The sequence below is a fragment of the Corynebacterium ulceribovis DSM 45146 genome (assembly GCF_000372445.1).
In the GTDB taxonomy this organism is placed as follows: domain Bacteria; phylum Actinomycetota; class Actinomycetes; order Mycobacteriales; family Mycobacteriaceae; genus Corynebacterium; species Corynebacterium ulceribovis.
This window is the reverse complement of the sequence record NZ_AQUY01000001.1, coordinates 1,023,710-1,037,827: the sequence shown is the minus strand read 5'-3', so window position 1 is coordinate 1,037,827 and position 14,118 is coordinate 1,023,710. Positions and strand designations below refer to the sequence as shown.

15 protein-coding genes and 1 tRNA gene are annotated in these 14,118 nt (G+C 58.4%); 6 read left to right on the top strand and 10 right to left on the bottom strand.

Annotated features, from left to right (window positions below; translation table 11 throughout):
* Positions 1-22: 22 nt before the first annotated feature.
* From aspA to A3EC_RS11350, 4 genes are read right to left on the bottom strand one after another with little or no spacing between them, the layout of a single operon-like run.
* Entirely contained in the window at positions 23-1,498 is a 1,476-nt protein-coding gene (aspA, locus tag A3EC_RS0104800) for an aspartate ammonia-lyase (RefSeq protein WP_018024040.1), read from the bottom strand.
* Between the two features lie 19 nt (positions 1,499-1,517).
* Positions 1,518-2,363, bottom strand: a complete 846-nt coding sequence (gene hisG, locus A3EC_RS0104795; RefSeq protein ID WP_018024039.1) for an ATP phosphoribosyltransferase — start codon at positions 2,361-2,363, stop codon at positions 1,518-1,520.
* 37 nt (positions 2,364-2,400) lie between these two features.
* Positions 2,401-2,673 (bottom strand): phosphoribosyl-ATP diphosphatase, encoded by a 273-nt coding sequence (locus A3EC_RS0104790; RefSeq protein WP_018024038.1) that lies wholly within the window; start codon positions 2,671-2,673, stop codon positions 2,401-2,403.
* Between the two features lie 11 nt (positions 2,674-2,684).
* On the bottom strand, positions 2,685-3,410 hold the full coding sequence (locus A3EC_RS11350; RefSeq protein WP_018024037.1) for an HAD family hydrolase: 726 nt from the start codon (positions 3,408-3,410) through the stop codon (positions 2,685-2,687).
* A gap of 93 nt (positions 3,411-3,503) precedes the next feature.
* On the opposite strand from A3EC_RS11350, the gene A3EC_RS0104780 reads away from it, so the two are divergent.
* Positions 3,504-4,307 (top strand): thioesterase family protein, encoded by an 804-nt coding sequence (locus A3EC_RS0104780; protein ID WP_018024036.1) that lies wholly within the window; start codon positions 3,504-3,506, stop codon positions 4,305-4,307.
* Between the two features lie 6 nt (positions 4,308-4,313).
* Here the strand turns inward: A3EC_RS0104780 and A3EC_RS0104775 are convergent, their stop codons facing one another.
* Genes A3EC_RS0104775 through A3EC_RS0104765 form a run of 3 tightly spaced genes read right to left on the bottom strand, consistent with a single transcriptional unit; the run spans position 4,314 to position 6,881 of the window.
* Complete coding sequence (locus tag A3EC_RS0104775) at positions 4,314-4,694, bottom strand: hypothetical protein (protein ID WP_026162225.1); 381 nt, start codon at positions 4,692-4,694, stop codon at positions 4,314-4,316.
* Positions 4,695-4,745: 51 nt separating this feature from the next.
* Positions 4,746-6,029 (bottom strand): cysteine--1-D-myo-inosityl 2-amino-2-deoxy-alpha-D-glucopyranoside ligase, encoded by a 1,284-nt coding sequence (gene mshC, locus A3EC_RS0104770; RefSeq protein WP_026162224.1) that lies wholly within the window; start codon positions 6,027-6,029, stop codon positions 4,746-4,748.
* Positions 6,030-6,056: 27 nt separating this feature from the next.
* Complete coding sequence (locus tag A3EC_RS0104765) at positions 6,057-6,881, bottom strand: undecaprenyl-diphosphate phosphatase (protein WP_051061017.1); 825 nt, start codon at positions 6,879-6,881, stop codon at positions 6,057-6,059.
* Between the two features lie 102 nt (positions 6,882-6,983).
* On the opposite strand from A3EC_RS0104765, the gene A3EC_RS0104760 reads away from it, so the two are divergent.
* The 3 genes from A3EC_RS0104760 to A3EC_RS0104750 are packed head-to-tail and all read left to right on the top strand — an operon-like array spanning position 6,984 to position 10,243.
* Entirely contained in the window at positions 6,984-7,910 is a 927-nt protein-coding gene (locus tag A3EC_RS0104760; protein ID WP_026162222.1) for an aldo/keto reductase, read from the top strand.
* 51 nt (positions 7,911-7,961) lie between these two features.
* On the top strand, positions 7,962-9,098 hold the full coding sequence (locus tag A3EC_RS11345) for a hypothetical protein (RefSeq protein ID WP_156812819.1): 1,137 nt from the start codon (positions 7,962-7,964) through the stop codon (positions 9,096-9,098).
* Between the two features lie 35 nt (positions 9,099-9,133).
* A complete protein-coding gene (locus A3EC_RS0104750) occupies positions 9,134-10,243 on the top strand; it encodes a quinone-dependent dihydroorotate dehydrogenase (RefSeq protein WP_018024030.1) in 1,110 nt (369 codons plus the stop codon).
* A gap of 54 nt (positions 10,244-10,297) precedes the next feature.
* Here the strand turns inward: A3EC_RS0104750 and A3EC_RS0104745 are convergent, their stop codons facing one another.
* Positions 10,298-10,852, bottom strand: coding sequence for a YbhB/YbcL family Raf kinase inhibitor-like protein (locus A3EC_RS0104745; protein WP_018024029.1), 555 nt, complete (start codon positions 10,850-10,852; stop codon positions 10,298-10,300).
* 181 nt (positions 10,853-11,033) lie between these two features.
* On the opposite strand from A3EC_RS0104745, the gene A3EC_RS0104740 reads away from it, so the two are divergent.
* Positions 11,034-11,831: a hypothetical protein gene (locus A3EC_RS0104740; RefSeq protein ID WP_018024028.1), complete on the top strand. Its 798-nt coding sequence runs from the start codon at positions 11,034-11,036 to the stop codon at positions 11,829-11,831.
* Positions 11,832-11,970: 139 nt separating this feature from the next.
* Positions 11,971-12,056 (top strand) — tRNA-Leu (locus tag A3EC_RS0104735).
* 92 nt (positions 12,057-12,148) lie between these two features.
* Here A3EC_RS0104735 and cls read toward each other — a convergent pair.
* Positions 12,149-13,639, bottom strand: coding sequence for a cardiolipin synthase (cls, locus tag A3EC_RS0104730; RefSeq protein WP_018024027.1), 1,491 nt, complete (start codon positions 13,637-13,639; stop codon positions 12,149-12,151).
* A gap of 24 nt (positions 13,640-13,663) precedes the next feature.
* A complete protein-coding gene (locus tag A3EC_RS0104725; protein WP_018024026.1) occupies positions 13,664-14,089 on the bottom strand; it encodes a cupin domain-containing protein in 426 nt (141 codons plus the stop codon).
* Positions 14,090-14,118: the final 29 nt, after the last annotated feature.

The following is a 14,118-nucleotide window of genomic DNA, read 5'->3' as shown; positions in this document are numbered from 1 at the left end:
TCCAAGAGCGCAGAGCCGCCAGCTACTTAGTCGGTAGCTCCGTGAAACGGGTCTCATCCGCGGCGTAGACCCTGCCCAGATACGTTGGATTCATCAGGTTTTCTGGGCTCAGCGCCTCGTCGATCTGGGTTTGCGTCAACAAGCCCCGTTCCAACACTAGGTCACGCACACTCCGGCCGGTAGCTGCGGCCTCTTTACCCAACAGATCGCCCATGTGGTGGCCAATCAGAGGGTTCAGGTACGTCACGATGCCAATCGAATTCTCCACATAGGCGCGGCAGACATCCGGGTTGGCGGTGATGCCCTCAATGCACAGCTCGTGCAGTGTCGTCGCAGCATTGCGCAGCAAGCTAATTGACTCGAACAAGCACTGCGCAATCACTGGCTCCATGACGTTGAGCTGCAGCTGACCGGCCTCCGCAGCCATCGTCAAGGTGACATCATTGCCGAACACCTTAAAGCACACCTGGTTAACCACTTCGGGGATAACCGGATTGACCTTGGCCGGCATAATCGACGAGCCTGCCTGACGGACCGGCAGGTTAATCTCATTGAGACCAGCACGTGGACCCGATGACAGCAACCGCAAGTCATTGCACATCTTCGACAACTTCATCGCCACACGCTTGAGCGCCGAATGCACCCGCACGTAGTCGCCAGTATCCGAAGTAGCTTCGATGAGGTCCGTGGATGACAGCACCTCTAAGCCAGTGACTTCCCGAAGTGCCTGCACAACAGCGTCGCGGTAATTACCCGGAGTGTTCACACCGGTACCGATTGCGGTGGCGCCCAAGTTAATGGACAGCAAATCAACCGCAGCGCTGGTGATGACATTGAGCTCTTCATCAAGGTTATTGGCAAACGCTGCGAACTCGCGCCCCAGCGACATTGGCACTGCGTCCTGCAGCTGAGTGCGACCCATCGTGATAATGTCCGCGAACTCTTCGCCCTTGACATGCAGCGCAGCGACTAGGTCAGCGATTGTCTGCTTGAGGTCCTCAATGGATTCCACTACAGCCAGGCGCAGGCCGGTTGGATAAGCATCATTTGTGGACTGGCACTTATTAACATCGTCATTGGGATTGATGATGTCGTAGCGGCCCTTCTCGTAGCCAAGGTGCTCGAGCGCCAGGTTCGCAATGACCTCATTGGTGTTCATATTCAGACTGGTGCCCGCACCACCCTGGAAGAGATCAATCGGGAACTGATCCATGCACCGGCCCTGTAGCAACACCTGGTCGCAAGCCCACACAATGACATCAGCGACATCCTGCGGCAACGTACCAATGCGGCCGTTAGCCAGCGCCGCAGCCTTCTTTACCAGCACCATCCCGCGCACAAACTCCGGAATATCGGAGACCGTGGTGCCCGAAATCTGGAAGTTACTCATAGCGCGCTGTGCATGCACACCGTAGAAAGCGGTATTGGGCACCGTCATGGGACCAAGTAGGTCCTCTTCAGTCCGCTGCGAACCTTCTGACACTACCGGCTCAGTCATTGACCATTGGCCTTTCTTATTAAGTACGAACAATGCGCAAATCGGACGCCAAAATAGCACGCGCCCCCACGCTGTACAGCTGGTCCATCAAGTGGTTTGCGCTCTTACGCGGCACCATCGCCCGCACCGCAACCCAGTTCTCATCCGCCAGTGGCGACACCGTCGGCGACGACAGACCAGGAGTCAGCTTAATGGCCTCATCCAACAGCTGGGCAGGCACGTTGTAGTCCAGCATCAGGTAGGCCTGTGCCTGCAAAATACCGCGGATGCGGTGCAGTAGGACTTCCATCTCTGGGGTGACATCCCGGCCTTCGCGGACAATGACCACCGCTTCGGATTCGACGATTGGCTCACCAAACGGTGCCAACCCCTGCTGACGCAGTGTCCGGCCGGTCGACACCACATCGGCAATCGCATCGGCCACGCCCAGCTTGATGGAAATTTCCACGGCGCCATCCAACCGGATAACGGTTGCGTTCAAACCGCGACGTGCCAAGTCTTCGCGTACCAGGTTCGGGTACGACGTAGCAATGCGCTTGCCGTCGAGCATGTCCACGGTCCACGACTGCTCCGCTGGTGCGGCGTAGCGGAAAGTCGAACCGCCGAAACCAAGCTCCAACACTTCCTGGACTGCCGACTGCGAATCGCCGGCAAGGTCGCGGCCGGTGATACCAAGGTCTAGATGGCCTTTAGCTACATAGATGGCGATGTCTTTTGGCCGCAGGAAGAAAAACTCCACCTGGTTGGTCTCATCCATGATGGTGAGGGCCTTGGAATCGCCTCGGCTTGGGTAGCCTGCTTCCTTCAGGATCTCCATGGCGGCTTCTGACAAGGAACCCTTATTTGGTACAGCAACGCGCAGCATTAGGTCGGTATCTCCGATTGTGGGTGAAAGTGTTGGGTTAGAGCTTGCGGTAGATGTCTTCTGGGGTCAGGCCGCGACCGACCATGACCACCTGCAGCCAGTAGATAAGCTGGGAAATTTCCTCTGCCAGCTCATCATCAGACTGGTACTCAGCTGCGAGCCATACTTCGCCAGCTTCCTCTACGATTTTCTTGCCTTGCGCATGCACGCCGGCATCCAATGCCGCTACGGTGCCGGAACCTTCCGGGCGATTCTGGGCACGATCCAGCAGTTCTGCGTAGAGGGAGTCAAAGTTCTTCACGTCGGCCATTGTTTCACGTTCTACCCGATGGTGGGCACTTGACCCCCGAAATCAAACACCTGCTGCAGATCTGACAACGAAGTACTCCCCAAATTGGTGCGCTGCTGCCCTGGGAAGGCCTCATCCATAATTATCGAACCGGCAGGCTTTGAGCTGCTGGTAGCCGGTGGCACATTGGCGTCATCCATCGGCAAGTACAAGGTGCGGCATCCCGCAGCGAGCCCCGCTGTTGCCCCAGTCTTTGAGTCCTCAATGACCAATGCCTGCTCCGGCGGTACCCCCGCCAGGAACGCCCCCTTGATATATGGGTCGGCGCCCGGCTTCGGGTGCTCCACCTCATTCCCGGCTACGGACGCAACGAAAAATTCGGGACCCATGGCTGCGATGCAGATATCAGCGAGCACGCGTTGGGTATTTGTCACCACGACCATCGGAATGCCAGCGGCCAATCCGTCATTAAGCAAAGTTTTTATGCCGGGGCGGAAAGAAATACCACCGGACAATAGGTCGGTCATGCGGGCGTGGAAGAAGGTGTTGCCGTCGCGAATGAGCTCTTCGGTGAGCTCGCGGCCAGTCCAAGCCGCAAGGATAGCCATGGTGTCGCGCAGTGCGCAGCCGATGGTGGCCTCGCGTCGCTCCGGGGTCAACCGACGCCCAAGTCGCTCCGACAGTTCGTAAGTGGCCTGCTCCCACAACGGTTCAGTGTTGATCAAAGTGCCATCCATGTCCCACAAAATTGCGCGCATAGTTCCCTACCGTACCGCCCCCGTCCAGATTGTTATGGTTGCGAATTTTTCCAATGCGCAACTTGTGACGCGGACCACCATTATCTTCAAGGCATGGCTTACTACGAGTTCCTAGGCACCACAGATGACGGCCTTAACCGCTACCTGCCCACCGAACACACCCACGGCGCATGGGGCGCCTTCCAACACGGTTCCCCACCAGCAGCGCTCGCCAGCCGCGAACTAGAGCGCTTCAGCCCCGACGACGGTATGCGCACCGCACGGATTACCGTTAACCTGCTCGGACCAGTCCCCTACACGGAGCTGCGCGCCCGCACCCGCATTGTTCGACCTGGCAAGCAGATCAAAAAGCTCGAAACCGAAATCCTCGCCGAATCTCGTGGCGAATGGCGGCCCTGCGTCGTAGCGACCTCATGGCGACTTGCCACCTTTGATACCTCCGAGATTGAACACACCCGCGAAGCCGCAGTACCTTCCCTCGCCGAATGCACCGAAGACAATGTGCCGCTGAAGGATTGGGAAGGCGGTTACATCCAGTCGATTGTGGCCCGGTCCGCACATGAACCTGGCCTGGAAACCGAACCGCAGATGCACTGGGTGAATACGGAGCACCAGGTCGTGGCAGCTGAAGAACCGACCGCCATTGAGCATGCAATGAGTGTGGTTGACACCGCCAATGGCATTGGTGCGGTGCTCAACCCGAAAGACTGGGCGTTTATGAATGTGGATTTGACGGTGCATTTCCACCGGGAACCAGAATTCGGCTGGTTGGGCATTAGGGCGCGCGGAAATATCGGTCCGGATGGCGTGGGTATGACCGGGACCGTGCTTTATGACGAAAAGGGCGCTGTCGGTCGGGCCGCACAAGCCCTGCTCGTGCGGCCTCAGCCGAAATAGCGCTAGCTAGAATTCGCGGTTTTTCAGGTCGGTGTGTTCGGATGACAGACCAGCCGCATGCGCGGCGGACGTCATGAGCGCGACAATGTCAGCGCGCTCATCATCGTCGATGACGGCATCTTCGAAACGTGCGTTGACCTCATTGAGTTTTTCCGTGAAGGAATCCATCACGGCAAGCACAGTTTCTTCGGTGCCGGACTCGCCGAGTTTATCCAGCGCGTCTAGGTAGTTCGTCAGAACTTCGGCTACCTGTGGGACAGCAGCTGGGTCAAAAGGCTCATCCCACAACTCGCGCTCATCTTCACGCAGGTAAGAGCCGGTTGCGTAAGTATTGAGGTTGTCGATGAACTCATCTAGCTCGGGCTGGAAACGAGATCGAATACTCATATCCACAGTATGGCGCAGATAGTCACCGCGCGCAGCCTCCAAGCGAAAGTTCTACAACTTCACGCCAAGCAGCGCGTCGACCGCCGCGCGCATCGCCTCCCCATCGGCGGCCGTGACCTCTGGCGCAGCGGGACTATCTGCCGCGGCGGCACCCTCTGCCCCGCTTACCTGCTCGCTGTCTGGGGCCGCCCACTGGTCCACCACAGTGAGAGCCGTTGGGGTGTCCAAGTCGTTGGCCAAAGCGGCACGTAGCTCGGTGATTGCCGGGGCGGCTGGCCGTTGCGGGCTCGCTACCGCTGCCCGCCAGGTAGCTAGCCGCTGCGTAGCGGTACGCAGCACCTCATCCGACCAGGACCGGTCTTCGCGGTAGTGGCCAGCAAACACCCCAAGGCGAATCGCCGAAGGATCTGTGCCCGCTGCCGTGAGCTTGCTGACGAAAACCAGGTTGCCAAGGGACTTGGACATTTTCACGCCATCGAGTTGAATCATCGCCGAGTGGACATAGAAATCAGCCATCCTACCACCGTGCACAGCTTCTGCATGCGCAGCTGAGTACTCGTGGTGTGGGAAAATCAGGTCCGAGCCGCCGCCCTGGACGGTAAAGCCCATACCCAAGCGATTAACGGCAATGGCAGAGCACTCGATATGCCAACCAGGCCGACCTGCACCAAACGGTGCGTCCCAGGAAGGTTCGCCGTCGCGAGCTGCGCGCCACAGCAGAGCGTCGAGGGGGTCACGTTTGCCTGGGCGGTCGGGGTCGCCGCCTCGTTCGGCGAAAAACTCCGCCATGGTTTCGGCATCGTAGTTCGACTCATAGCCGAAATCCGGGGTGAAGTTCCGGTCGAAATAGATGTCTCGGTACTCGTCGGCATCCACGACGTACGCAGCGCCGATATCCAACAGTTTGCCGACCATCTCAATGACTTCATCGACCGATTCAATTGCACCAATGTAGTGCTGCGGCGGAATAACCGACAGCGCTTCCATGTCACTGCGGAAGAGGTCGATTTGGCTGTCACCCAGCTCTTGCCAGTCCACCCCATCGCGCTGTGCTCGTTCAAACAGCGGGTCATCTACGTCTGTGATGTTTTGGACGTACTCGACCTTGTGGCCAGCATCAAGGAAGAGGCGGTAAATCAGGTCGAAAGTTAAGTACGTTGCTGCATGCCCCAAGTGAGTTGCGTCGTACGGGGTGATTCCGCAGACATACATCCGGGCCGGTTCGTCAACAAGCAAATTGACGGGCCGTACCTTGCCTGCCGACGTATCGAACAGCGACAAGGTCGGGAACGTGCCGGGAATGACGGGAACTTGTGGACGTGGCCATGAACGCATGAGTAACAGTGTAGGCAGTGCCGCGGATTACGCCGAGATGACCCCGGTAGCCAGCAGCAGCATCACCAACAAGCCAGCTGGGATACGGTACGCCGCGAACCAGGAGAAGGAATGATGTGCGACGAAACGCAGCAGCCAGGCAATAGAGGCGTAACCGAGCACAAAACAAATAACTACGCCAACACCAAGCTGCGCGGCCGAGGCTGCCTGACCATTGGCGGGGTCGAAGGCGTCTGGAAGTGAAAACAGCCCGGACGCCAGCACCGCTGGGATAGCCAGCAGGAAGGAAAACCGGGTAGCGACCTCGCGGTCCAAATTGCGGAACAAACCAGCCGACACTGTGCCGCCCGAGCGCGACACACCTGGGATCAGCGCCAAGCACTGGGCAAAACCCATCCAGATGGCGTCGGCCATATTCAGCTTGTCGTAAGTGCGCTGCTTCTTACCGACCTTCTCCGCCCAAATGAAGACGAATGAAAACAGCACCAGCACCGTCGCGGTGATCCACAGGTTGCGGAGCGCGTCGCGAATATAGTCCTGAAAGAGGAAACCGATAATGCCAATCGGCAAGGTACCGACAATGACCATCCAGCCCATTCGCCAATGGTCGCCCCGCTCAGCCTTATTGACGAGGCCTTTGAGCCAACCCACCGCAATCGACCAGATGTCTTTGGCGAAGAACACCAGCACCGCCAGCTCAGTGCCCAACTGCACCACAGCGGTAAACGAAGCACCGGCATCGGTGCCCCAGAACAGCTGTGACACAATCCGGAGGTGGCCGGAGGAACTGACCGGCAAAAACTCGGTCAGACCTTGGACGATGGACAGCACAATAACTTGCAGCCAAGACATGGATTCGGTGGCCGCGACAGAAGCGGAGGTAATCACGAGGCTTGACACTACTCCGGAAGTCCCCGTTGGTGCGGTACCCCAAGCCCGGTACATTGAATTGCTATGGAACACAGGCAAGTAGGTCGCAGCGGTTTGCGGGTCTCACGGTTAGGGCTCGGGGCCGACCGCTGGGGCGTCGATGTCTCACTAGAAACAGCTGAGAACATTGCCCGACAATTCCTGGATGCTGGGGGAAGTTTGCTGGAAGCGTCCCAACCCGACACCTATGGGGTTGCTGACGACATGCTGGCAACAGTGCTCAGTCAACTGCCCCGCGACGAAATTTGCCTGTCCGCAGTGTCCGGCGTCGACCCACGCAAACCTGTTGGGCGCCGAGTGGATTGTTCTCGCCGGAATTTAATTCGGCAGCTTGACGAGCGCCTGCGGGCACTGGGAACTGACTATCTCGACCTGTGGTCGGTTGCCTGGTGGGATATGCGCACCCCGCCCGAGGAAGTTGCAGACACGCTGGTCGGCGCGGTGCGAGCTGGAAAAGTCCGGTATGTCGGGGCGCGCGGCTATCGCGGATGGCAGCTCGCGGTCACAGAGGGCCTCGTCGCGGCGTCGGCAAGCTACAGCCTATTGAACCGCGACGTGGAAGATGAGGTCCTACCTGCGGCAGCCCACCTTGGTCTGGGGTTTTTGGCTGGACGCGCACTGGCCCAAGGCGTCTTGTCCGGCAAATACCGGGAGCAAGTGCCCACCGATTCGCGGGGCGCTGACCCCGTTGGTGGCGCGGAGGTGCTCGATCGGCTGGACCACCGCTCGGACACTGTTCTAGATGCGTTGCAGCTGGCTGCCGACGGGCTGGGCATTGCCCCGAGTACTGCGGCCCTGTCCTGGGTGCAGGAACAGCCTGGGGTGACGGCCGCAATTATTAGTGTGCGCAATGAACAGCAGTTAGATGAAGCGCTCGCCACTGCCGATGTGCGGCTGCCGAAAGCAATCGGTGAAGCGCTCGCCGATGTGTCCGCGCTGCGGTTGCACTAGCCAACTATCGCGATAACTGGCCTGTCTGACCCGTGTAGTAGCGTTTAGAGCGTGATGAATTTGCGCCGCTCCCCGATTCCTGCGCTGGCAGCTGTTGCAGCGACCGCACTGATTGCGGGTTGTTCCTCCAATTCGGAACCAGCCGAAGGCGGACCGGGGTTGGGTAATGCCACCCCAGTGCCCGCCGCCCCTACTCAAACCGAACCTGCTGGCACTGTGACCGAAACGGATCTGAAGGTCACCGACGCGGCATTTGTTAATGACACCGTCGCGCTGCGCGCTGGCGATACGCTGTTGGTCGGCCCCGCGAAGGATGTCGCAGCCGGAAACGGCGAACGCATGACCATCCAAGAAAACTGCCAGGACTTGGAAGCTGGCATTGACAGTTTCGTGCTGGCCTGCCCTGGTGCTGTGCAGATTATTTCCACCGAAGGCAAAGTCGATAACACCTTGTCAGTCGGCGAAGATGGCGAAGAATATTCCGCCGCGACGATGTTGGCAAACGGCAATGTCCTCGCAGCAGTGGCTGACTCCCGGGTGCGTCGGGTTTTCTCCCCAGACAACAGCCTCGAGGACAACTTCAAAGTATCCGAACACGCTAACCAGCTGGTGCGCATCCCATTGGCTGACGGCGGCGAACGTGTTCTAGAGGCGAACCGTCCGAATTCTTCGATTCACGGCATGGTGCTGCCAGACAGCAAAGCCGGTGCGGCGCTGCGTGCCGGGTCCGGGCTCGGTCAACTCGTCCCGGCTGGCCCAGGCACAGCTTTGGCCACCGACACGATTGGTAGCCAGCTGCTGGTCTACACCACCTACGACATTTTGCGGCTGAACATGTCCCGCGAAGTTCCTGCTGGCCCGTGGGCCGTGCTGTGGGACGACACCCGCAACCTGGCTTGGGTCGCCTCTACCGAAGGTTCGGTGCTCACCGCGTGGAATATTTCCACCGGCGTTCCAATCAAAGCGGCCTCATTGGATTTGCTTGCTGACGGACAGACACTGGTCTCCGATGGCGATGGCGGCATGATTGTTGCTTCGGCAACTGGCGCTGGCATTCAGCATATTTCCGCAGCAGACGTGGATAAAGCCGTGGAATCAGGCAAGAAAGCTTTCGAAGCCGACATGCAAAAAGAGCGTCCCGAAGTAGGCTCAGATGCTGAACCGGCAAGCACTCCCCAGGACAACTAATCCGGACAATTAAGTAAGAGGAATAAGAGGACTTCGTGACCGCGCACCCACTTCGCGACGCAGCCTATGCCGCCGCCCTCAAAGTCATGTTCCAAGTGTCCCCAGAACGGATCCATGACTGGCTCAACACCGGTCTAGACGTTCTCCAGAAAGCTCCGGGCGCTATCACCGCCCTCGCGGGTACCTTGCCAGTGACTGACCCAGTGCTGGAACAAGAGGTATTTGGGGTGAAGTTCCCGCGACCACTGGGTCTGGCCGCTGGCTTTGATAAAACTGCGCACGCGGCAGATGCGTGGTCGCCACTGGGATTTGGCTACGCCGAACTTGGTACCGTCACCGCAAAAGCACAGCCAGGTAACCCGCAGCCGCGACTATTCCGAGTGCCAGCAGACCGCGGCATCATTAACCGGATGGGCTTTAACAACCCAGGCGCCGATGTCGTCAAAAAGCACCTAGCCAACCGGAAACGCACCGGCGACGTTATTGGCATCAACATTGGCAAAACGAAAGTTACGCCGCTGGCAGAAGCCGAAGCTGACTACCGCTACTCCGCGCAGCGCCTAGCACCACTGGCTGACTTCCTCGTTGTGAATGTGTCTTCGCCGAACACGCCAGGGCTGCGCGATCTGCAGGCGGTAGAGTCGCTGCGACCAATTCTGGCTGGGGTTCGTGAAGAAACGGATAAGCCGGTGCTGGTGAAGATCGCCCCAGATCTCTCGGACGATGACGTCATTTCCGTGGCGGAGCTGGCCGGCGAAGTGGGCCTAGCTGGCATTGTCGCCACGAACACCACCATTAGCCGCGCCGGGCTGAAAACCCCAGCGCAGACGATTGCGGACATTGGTGCCGGTGGGCTGTCGGGCGCACCAGTTGCGGCTCGAAGCTTGGAAGTGCTGGAACTGCTGAACGCTGTAGTCGGCACGGAACTGGTGTTGGTGTCGGTCGGTGGTATTGAAACCCCGGCACAAGCATGGGAGCGCATTGGTGCCGGTGCGAGCCTGCTCCAGGGCTACACGCCACTGATTTACGGCGGCCCAGACTGGATTCGGGATATTCATTTGGGTCTGGCCGCGCAGGTTAAAGCCCACGGCCTGAACAATCTGTCCGAAGCCGTGGGCGAGCATTTGCCGTGGATTGCCCCGTAGCGTTCGCGGGCGAAAGCCCTCGAGGGGTACAGCTCTCGGGCTCGGGTGCTTCCGTTACTGCTCAAACCAGCCGGTAATAATGCTCCGGCCAAGCGAGTGGAAATAGAGATTGAATCCGAGCACCGTCACTGGCATGTCTTCTGGGATGTCGAGCTTGTCGACGTCCACGGCATGAACCGCATACATATAGCGGTGCGGGCCATGGCCCTCTGGTGGATTTGCGCCGTAGTGGCCGCGGCGCAGGGAATCGCCAGGCAGCTGGATAGCCTCTGCTGGCAGCGCCGTGCTGTTTTCCGCACCAGCACCGGTAGGTAGCTCTGTGACCGAGACTGGAATGTTGAATACGCCCCAGTGCCAGTAGCCCGAGGCAGTAGGTGCATCCGGGTCAAAACAAGTGATGGCAATCGACTTGGTGCCTTCCGGAAGATCGGACCATGCCAACTGCGGTGAATCACCGCCGCCAGGTTCAGTGACTGATTCTGGCAGACGCTGCCCATCGGTGATGTCCGTGGAAGTCAGCGTAAAAGCTGGAAGATCTTTCAAGGGTGCGTACGGATCTGGGCCTGGGAAGTTGATGTCGCTTACAGAAGCGGTCTTGTCAGTAGTCATATCTTCAGTGTGCCCACTGTCGGCCCAGTTTCGCCACCATTTGAGAATTTTGTTTTGTTCCTGAGACTACTGCCCCATTCCTGCCATGTTGGACTGCAGATGTGTCAGCCAATGCTAGGATTATGTCAGTTTAGTAACTTGCCACGCTCGGTGGACAGTAGTTATCGGTAGGAGCCCGCCTATGCCAATTCGTCACAAAGCTCGAAAACCCCACAAACAAACCGCAACCATCAGCATGTTTGCCGTAACTATCGCATCGGCCCTACTGCTGACCGGCGCTCCAGCAGTCAGCGCGGCTCCGATCCCCAAAGTCGGCGGGGACCTCGTCATCAATGCTCCTGGGCGCACCCAAATCAGCTTCCAACACTCCCCAACCGGCATCCACGCCGACACTGCCAACGAGCATCAATCCAGGCCAGGGCTCTCAATCGTCAAAATGTACATCGCGGACTACGTGTTCCTGCATGGCACTAAAAGCGAAAAGGGTGCGGCCTACGACATGCTGCGAACCTCAAACGACAACACCGCTAGCTGGCTCTATGGCAAATACCCCAACTCCATTAACGCCACCGCTCGGGCCTACGGCCTTCGTGCAACATTTGGCGCAGCCCACTGGGGCAACTCCCGCACCTCCACCTATGACTCCGTGAAATACCTAGAGGCGAAGAAGCGGAAAAATCCGAAAGATCCAGTGCTGCGCGCCCTCGCTACCGCAACGCCCGTGGCGGCCGACGGATACCGGCAGAACTTCGGCACCGCACGGCTACCGGGCGCTAAAGGCACCAAATTTGGGTGGTCGGATGACCGACGCAGCTTTCACGCCACCGCGACCTACGGTGACGACTACACAGTCGCAGCCGCCACCAATGGAACCGCACAGCAGCTGACCGACGACGTCCTAGGGGCGTTTTTGCCCGGTGTGACGATCCCCGCGCCACCACAATTACCGGCCGTGCCGACCAGTTCGGGGTCTTTCTAGCGGTTCGGTGGCTGAACAGTCATTAAACAACGACAGTGTAACTCTGATATCGGCAGGTCACGGTATATATTTGGATAAACCTGCTTCGTCGGGCTAACCTGTTCAAGTGCCTTGGCAGTTACACTGTCACAAACACCCTGCCCGGGTGGCGGAATGGCAGACGCGCTAGCTTGAGGTGCTAGTGTCCTATTAACGGACGTGGGGGTTCAAGTCCCCCTCCGGGCACAATAGCGGCTCCGAGCCGCAGCAACCGGGAGTCGCAAACTCGAAAGAGAACGCGACGCCCGGTTTTTTCGATCCAACCGCTAGCGCCACCGCTACTGCAGTGCGGAAGTCATCCGGAGCACATTGTCGAGGTAACGCAGCCCCCAATTTCGCTGCTTCCACTCCTCCAGCGTCAGTAGCCGAGATGCCGCGCGGTACTCGTCGGCGCAGGTCCGGAGTTTCGGCACCAAGTCGCCGCAGGAACTGAGCAACGTAACCTCATAGTTCAAACCGAAGGAACGCATATCCATATTGGATGAGCCCATGACGGCAACTTTGTTGTCGACCACCATGAACTTTGAATGCAGAATCATCGGCGCCGGATAAAGGTAAATCTTCACTCCCGCTTCCAGCAGCGCGTAGTAGTAGGAACACTGCGCATGCCCAACCATGAAGTGGTCCGACTTCTCGTTAACAAAAAGCTCCACCTCTACCCCGGCGTACGCAGCTGACGTCATCGACATGAGGAAAGACTCGTCGGGTACAAAGTACGGGCTGCAAATGGATACGCGTTCAGTGCCCATGTACAGCAGGTCGTTAAATACCCGCAGGTTTGGCTCCGTGGTGTAGCCCGGCCCCGACGGCAGAATCTGCATCAAACTGCGGTTACTCGGCGCGGAACTGCGGCCAGGCGACTCATCGCCAACGACTTCTTGGCGCATCTGAATAGCGGGCACATCAACGGATTCACTAGCCCAGTCCGTGGCAAAGACAGCCTCCAGCTGCGGCACAATATCGCCTTGCAGCTCCACCATGATGTCGATCCACTGCCGACCAGTCTTATGGTTCTCGCGCTGCTGATATTCCGGTTCAATCATGTTGAGGCTGCCCATGAACGCGGTATGACCGTCAATAAGCAACATTTTACGGTGGTTACGCAGGTCGAAACGGCGCCAACGGAGGCGGAACAAGTTGATGGGCAGCATGGCATGCCAATCGATCTCATGGTCGCGGAGGAATCGCTTGAGCTTGCGGTACCCGGGGTACTTTCGCGAGCCAATCGGGTCGACCAAGACACGAACATGCACCCCGCGGGCTTTCGCGCGGCCGAGCGCGTCAATAAAGGGTTTGGTGGTCTCGTCGAGCGCGAAGATATACATCTGGCAGTACACCGTGAACTCCGCGCGGTCAACCGCGGTCGTCATCGCCGAAATAATGCTCGCATATGAAGTGTGCAGCGCTTGCACGTCGCCGGAGACCGCAGGCATTCCAATTAGTTTTCGAGCCATGGAAATTGTGTTGGCCAGTTCCGGGTCGACGCTGGCATCAGGTGGAGTGTCCGGCAGGTCGCGGTTTCGGGCGACAATTTCCTTATTGGCCATCGCCTGCACTCGGTGCCGCCGACCAGTGATGGTTTGCGAACCAAAAGCCAAAAACAGTGGCAGGCCGACGAACGGCAGCAGCAGAATAACCAGCAGCCACGCCGTTGATGAAGAGGGATGACGGTTTTCGGGGACCACACCGACCGCGACAATCTTAATGCTGTAGTCGATGATGAACAGCGTTAGTTGCCAGGCCGTGAGGTCCCCGAAAAACTGAAGCATTACTTCAGACTAGTGAGCTCGCGGCTAGTGCTGCTCATTTGGATCATTTTTGGCGTCTTCTTGCGTCTTGTGCATGGTGCCGTGGACGTGGTCGACTGGGCCATAAAGGGAGTACAGCTTCAGCGGTTCATCGCCAATGTTGACGATGTTGTGCCAGTGACCTGCCGGAACCAACACGATGTCATCGTCGCTGACTTCTTGGTCCAAAGTGAGGTCGTCTTCCGAAGCACCAATCATTGCGCGGCCCTTGCCGGACTCCACGCGCAGGAACTGGTCGGTGTCTGAGTGCACTTCAGCTCCGACGTCTCCGCCGACTGGAATGTTCATCAAGGTGAGCTGAAGTTGCTTGCCAGTCCACCGCGTGGTGCGGAAGTTCTCGTTCTCGAGGGTTTCGTCTTCAATGTTGGTAGTAAATGGTGCTGGACCAAGGTCCTTGTAGATGTCAGACATCGCATACTCCTTTTCAACTTGCGGGACGT

Coding starts and splice junctions, on each gene's coding strand:
- aspA (WP_018024040.1), bottom strand. CDS start 1,498: ATGACTGAGCCGGTAGTGTCAGAAGGTTCGCAGCGGACTGAAGAGGAC.
- hisG (WP_018024039.1), bottom strand. CDS start 2,363: ATGCTGCGCGTTGCTGTACCAAATAAGGGTTCCTTGTCAGAAGCCGCC.
- A3EC_RS0104790 (WP_018024038.1), bottom strand. CDS start 2,673: ATGGCCGACGTGAAGAACTTTGACTCCCTCTACGCAGAACTGCTGGAT.
- A3EC_RS11350 (WP_018024037.1), bottom strand. CDS start 3,410: ATGCGCGCAATTTTGTGGGACATGGATGGCACTTTGATCAACACTGAA.
- A3EC_RS0104780 (WP_018024036.1), top strand. CDS start 3,504: ATGGCTTACTACGAGTTCCTAGGCACCACAGATGACGGCCTTAACCGC.
- A3EC_RS0104775 (WP_026162225.1), bottom strand. CDS start 4,694: ATGAGTATTCGATCTCGTTTCCAGCCCGAGCTAGATGAGTTCATCGAC.
- mshC (WP_026162224.1), bottom strand. CDS start 6,029: ATGCGTTCATGGCCACGTCCACAAGTTCCCGTCATTCCCGGCACGTTC.
- A3EC_RS0104765 (WP_051061017.1), bottom strand. CDS start 6,881: ATGTCTTGGCTGCAAGTTATTGTGCTGTCCATCGTCCAAGGTCTGACC.
- A3EC_RS0104760 (WP_026162222.1), top strand. CDS start 6,984: ATGGAACACAGGCAAGTAGGTCGCAGCGGTTTGCGGGTCTCACGGTTA.
- A3EC_RS0104745 (WP_018024029.1), bottom strand. CDS start 10,852: ATGACTACTGACAAGACCGCTTCTGTAAGCGACATCAACTTCCCAGGC.
- A3EC_RS0104740 (WP_018024028.1), top strand. CDS start 11,034: ATGCCAATTCGTCACAAAGCTCGAAAACCCCACAAACAAACCGCAACC.
- cls (WP_018024027.1), bottom strand. CDS start 13,639: ATGCTTCAGTTTTTCGGGGACCTCACGGCCTGGCAACTAACGCTGTTC.
- A3EC_RS0104725 (WP_018024026.1), bottom strand. CDS start 14,089: ATGTCTGACATCTACAAGGACCTTGGTCCAGCACCATTTACTACCAAC.